Here is a 3792-nt window from a genome sequence, read left to right as displayed (position 1 = left end):
GCGTTACACGCTGCTGTCAACACCTCTTTTTTCAACTTCCTTCTGGCTTCGATGACCTGAAGCAACTTGCTATCGAAAACTGCGTAACTCATTGTTTACCAAGGAGTTTTCCGTTTCGACTGCGCCGGAAGTGGGGCGAATTATAGACACCTGAAATCTGCCGTCAAGCGTTGATTTGAGTTTTCTGTCATTCAAGGGCCAAACCCAAGAAAAACCGCCCGCTTCTATATAGAAGAGGTCACGCGCACAGAAGAGACAAGGCAAAACAGACGCCGGCGATTGCCAGGCCAAGGAAGAGAAAGAGGAGATATGGTGTCCCAGGGCAGGTTCGAACTGCCAACCTTCCCCTTAGGAGGGGGATGCTCTATCCAATTGAGCTACTGAGACACTGCTGCCAGCGAAGATACGCAAAGCGATGGACGGCCAGCATGTTAACGACCAAGCCAGACTTTGTCATGTCGTCCTTTTGCTTTTTAAGTGTAGGCATACGCCCTCTAAATAGCAGGAAGCCTTAATTACAGCCCCAACCTCAGACCTCCATAAGCATCGCCATGCCGGCAAAGCAGAGCGGAGCTAGCCATTGCCGTAAAAAGCAGACACCCCTGCCCACCATTAATCAAGCTGCCACCCATCCTAAAAATGCCTAAGAACCGCCCTACCTCTAGTAAATCGGCCATTTGCCACTATCCTTGTTAAGGTAAGGACCAGTGACTGAATTCGCTCGTCATGCCGTCAGGTCATTGCACACCTGCTGATGAGCAGAGGACGCGATCAGCAAAGCGGTGCTGGCAACTTCCAACCAGTCCGCATTTCTGACAATTGGTGCTGGCAGAACGCCTTTATCCAGTTCAATATTTGTCACAGAATTGACGCCAATGATCTGGCTGCTTTGAGGCATGATGCGAGCCTCATCAATTCAGGTTGAACATTTGGCTGCAACGCTTGTCCTAACTGACATCCTGCGGCCAATCCCGAGAACCGCTCCCCTGAACTAACCGGTTAAATATATGCGCCCATTGAAACAGGCAATTTATTCCAGCCGTACGGCTGACAAGTTCGTCGTACGTCTGCCAGACGGAATGCGTGAACGCATTGCCGAAGTGGCTCGCAATCATCATCGCAGTATGAACTCTGAAATCATCGCGCGTCTCGAACAGAGCCTGATTCAGGAAGGCGCGCTGGGCGAAGAATTGAGCATGCGCCTGGACAGCCCAGAGCTTTCTTTGCACGAGCGCGAACTGTTGCAGCGCTTCCGCCAGCTTTCCCACCGCCAGCAAAACGCACTCGTTTCGCTGATTGCTCATGACGCCGAGATGGCTGCAGACGCCTCCTGAGTAATCCTGAATATCCAAGCCAGCTTAGCCGCTGGCTTTTTTTTGCCCGGAATTACAGGCATAAAAAACCCGCCAATTGGCGGGTTTCGAGAGAGAAAAACTAAAGCAGGAATATGGTCGCCAACCCGAGGAAAATGAAGAAGCCGCCACTATCGGTCATGGCGGTGATCATTACGCTGGCACCCATCGCCGGATCGCGCCCAAGTCGCACCAGAGTCATCGGAATCAAAACCCCCATCAGCGCTGCAAGGAGCAGGTTCAGCGTCATGGCGGCCGTCATCACCACCCCCAAGGACCAGCTCCCATAGAGCAGATAAGCAACGACACCAATTACCCCACCCCAGATCACGCCATTGATCAGCGCAACAGCCAATTCCTTGCGCATCAGCCGCGAAGTATTGCCGGTACTCACCTGGTCCAACGCCATCGCGCGAACAATCATGGTGATGGTCTGGTTTCCTGAGTTACCACCGATACCCGCCACAATCGGCATCAACGCCGCCAGCGCTACCAGCTTCTCGATAGACCCCTCGAACAGACCGATCACTCGAGACGCAACGAAAGCGGTAATCAGATTCACTGCCAGCCAGGCCCAGCGGTTGCGCAGAGACTTCCAGACTGACGCAAATATGTCCTCTTCTTCGCGCAGACCCGCCATGTTGAGAACTTCGCTTTCGCTCTCTTCACGAATCAGGTCGACCATTTCATCAATGGTCAGTCGGCCAATGAGCTTGCCGTTCTTGTCAACGACAGGCGCTGAAATCAAGTCGTAGCGCTCGAACGCCTGAGCAGCATCATAAGCATCTTCATCCGGATGAAAGCTCACCGGATCGCTGGCCATGACTTCAGAAACCTGCTTGTCCGGATCATTGACCAGCAAGCGCTTGATAGGCAAAACACCTTTGAGGACGCCGTCGTAATCAACAACAAACAGCTTGTCGGTGTGGCCAGGCAACTCTTTGAGGCGGCGCAGATAACGCAGTACCACCTCGAGACTGACATCCTCACGGATCGTCACCATCTCGAAGTCCATCAGCGCACCAACTTGCTCCTCATCATAGGAAAGGGCGGACCGTACACGTTCACGCTGCTGGTTATCCAGGGTCTCCATCAGCTCATGGACGACATCTCGCGGCAGCTCGGAAGCCAGGTCAGCAAGTTCGTCAGCATCCATGTCCTTGGCCGCAGCCAAGAGCTCGTGATCGTCCATGTCGGCGATCAGGGTTTCTCGGACCGAATCGGATACTTCGAGGAGAATGTCGCCGTCGCGATCTGCCTTGACCAGCTGCCATAGCGTCAGGCGATCGTCCAGCGGCAGAGCTTCAAGGATATAGGCGACGTCGGCGGAGTGCAGATCATCGAGCTTGCGTTGCAACTCGACGAGATTTTGCCGGTGAACCAGGTTCTCGACCCGGTCGTGATGCGGGCCTTCCTGGCGGTGGGTCAGATCTTCAACCACTCGCTGACGCTGCAACAGCTCAACGACTTGAGCGAGGCGGTCCTGCAAGCTTTCTTGTGTTTTCTTTACTTCAACTTCAGACATAGGCGAGCTCCACTCCCAGCAGCGGGGCGCGCCGGAAGGATCAATCAGTCAATTCATGATTGGAAAAACGGGGTATTGAGTAACTACTGGGTAAGTCCATGGAAGTAATCCAAAAGCCCCGGCGGGGCTGACGGGCGCAATCATACACCGCTTGGCGGATTGAAATGTTAAAAAATCGCGGCTGAAACAAGCGCTTGCAAGACAAACTTGAGCACTGTCCTGACCCTTCAATTTACGACGACGCATCCTGAAAAGAAAACACACCACTCGGCCAAAAGGTGACGGCTACGCTTAAAAGAAATCGTCATGGAGGACGCTTGATGCCAGCCTACGCGCGCCGTTTCTTAATGCTCACCCTGCTCTGCCCCGCACCCTGGGTCCCCGCCGCCACCATTCATAGATGCGAAGCAAACGACGGCCGCATCACCTACACCACCCTAAGCTGCGCAGCCAGCGAACGCCGCTCCATACAGGAAGTCCGTACGCACATACCAACCGACGAGCCAATCGCCCTGCTGCCAGGGCCCGAGACTCGCCGCGTCTCTCGAACCAATAGCAAAAGGGGCGAACCAACGATTGTTGGAAAGAGCGAAGACGGATGCGGAAATCTGATCAGTGCCAGAGAGCGACGCGAGGCGATCATCAATCAACGGGTTGTCGCCGGCATGAGCCAGCAGGATGTCGAGAGCGCACTCGGCAAGCCAGACAAGATCAGTATTCGCAATTCGAGCACAAGCTATCGCTACGAAACCAAGCGAGGCCGGAGTGCACATATCGAGTTCGATGAAAGAGGATGTACGAAGGGAAAAGCCAAATCCCAGACGGCAAAAAGCCCGCATTAAATGCGGGCTTTCTGTTGTATGGTGCACTCGACAGGATTCGAACCTGTGACCGCTCGGTTCGTAGCCGAGTACT

At 54.0% G+C, this 3792-nt stretch carries 4 protein-coding genes and 1 tRNA gene; 2 read left to right on the top strand and 3 right to left on the bottom strand.

Annotated features, from left to right (window positions below; all coding sequences use genetic code 11):
- Positions 1-310: 310 nt before the first annotated feature.
- A tRNA-Arg gene (locus D8U69_RS19110) sits at positions 311-387 on the bottom strand.
- A gap of 337 nt (positions 388-724) precedes the next feature.
- A complete protein-coding gene (locus D8U69_RS29515) occupies positions 725-898 on the bottom strand; it encodes a hypothetical protein (protein ID WP_177336550.1) in 174 nt (57 codons plus the stop codon).
- Positions 899-1007: 109 nt separating this feature from the next.
- On the opposite strand from D8U69_RS29515, the gene D8U69_RS19105 reads away from it, so the two are divergent.
- Positions 1008-1334 carry an Arc family DNA-binding protein gene (locus D8U69_RS19105; RefSeq protein ID WP_003178899.1) on the top strand — a complete coding sequence of 109 codons (327 nt, stop codon included), beginning with the start codon at positions 1008-1010 and terminating at the stop codon, positions 1332-1334.
- A gap of 100 nt (positions 1335-1434) precedes the next feature.
- Here D8U69_RS19105 and mgtE read toward each other — a convergent pair whose 3' ends face one another.
- Positions 1435-2877, bottom strand: a complete 1443-nt coding sequence (gene mgtE, locus D8U69_RS19100; RefSeq protein WP_056852548.1) for a magnesium transporter — start codon at positions 2875-2877, stop codon at positions 1435-1437.
- A 320-nt stretch (positions 2878-3197) separates the two neighbouring features.
- On the opposite strand from mgtE, the gene D8U69_RS19095 reads away from it, so the two are divergent.
- The gene (locus tag D8U69_RS19095) at positions 3198-3719 is read left to right on the top strand and encodes a cell envelope protein SmpA (protein ID WP_130907910.1); all 522 of its coding nucleotides are present in this window, start codon (positions 3198-3200) and stop codon (positions 3717-3719) included.
- Positions 3720-3792 lie beyond the last annotated feature (73 nt).

The organism is Pseudomonas sp. Sample_16 (genome assembly GCF_004307665.1).
In the GTDB taxonomy this organism is placed as follows: domain Bacteria; phylum Pseudomonadota; class Gammaproteobacteria; order Pseudomonadales; family Pseudomonadaceae; genus Aquipseudomonas.
This window is presented reverse-complemented; position numbering and strand designations above follow the sequence as displayed.

Coding starts and splice junctions, on each gene's coding strand:
- D8U69_RS29515 (WP_177336550.1), bottom strand. CDS start 898: ATGCCTCAAAGCAGCCAGATCATTGGCGTCAATTCTGTGACAAATATT.
- D8U69_RS19105 (WP_003178899.1), top strand. CDS start 1,008: ATGCGCCCATTGAAACAGGCAATTTATTCCAGCCGTACGGCTGACAAG.
- mgtE (WP_056852548.1), bottom strand. CDS start 2,877: ATGTCTGAAGTTGAAGTAAAGAAAACACAAGAAAGCTTGCAGGACCGC.
- D8U69_RS19095 (WP_130907910.1), top strand. CDS start 3,198: ATGCCAGCCTACGCGCGCCGTTTCTTAATGCTCACCCTGCTCTGCCCC.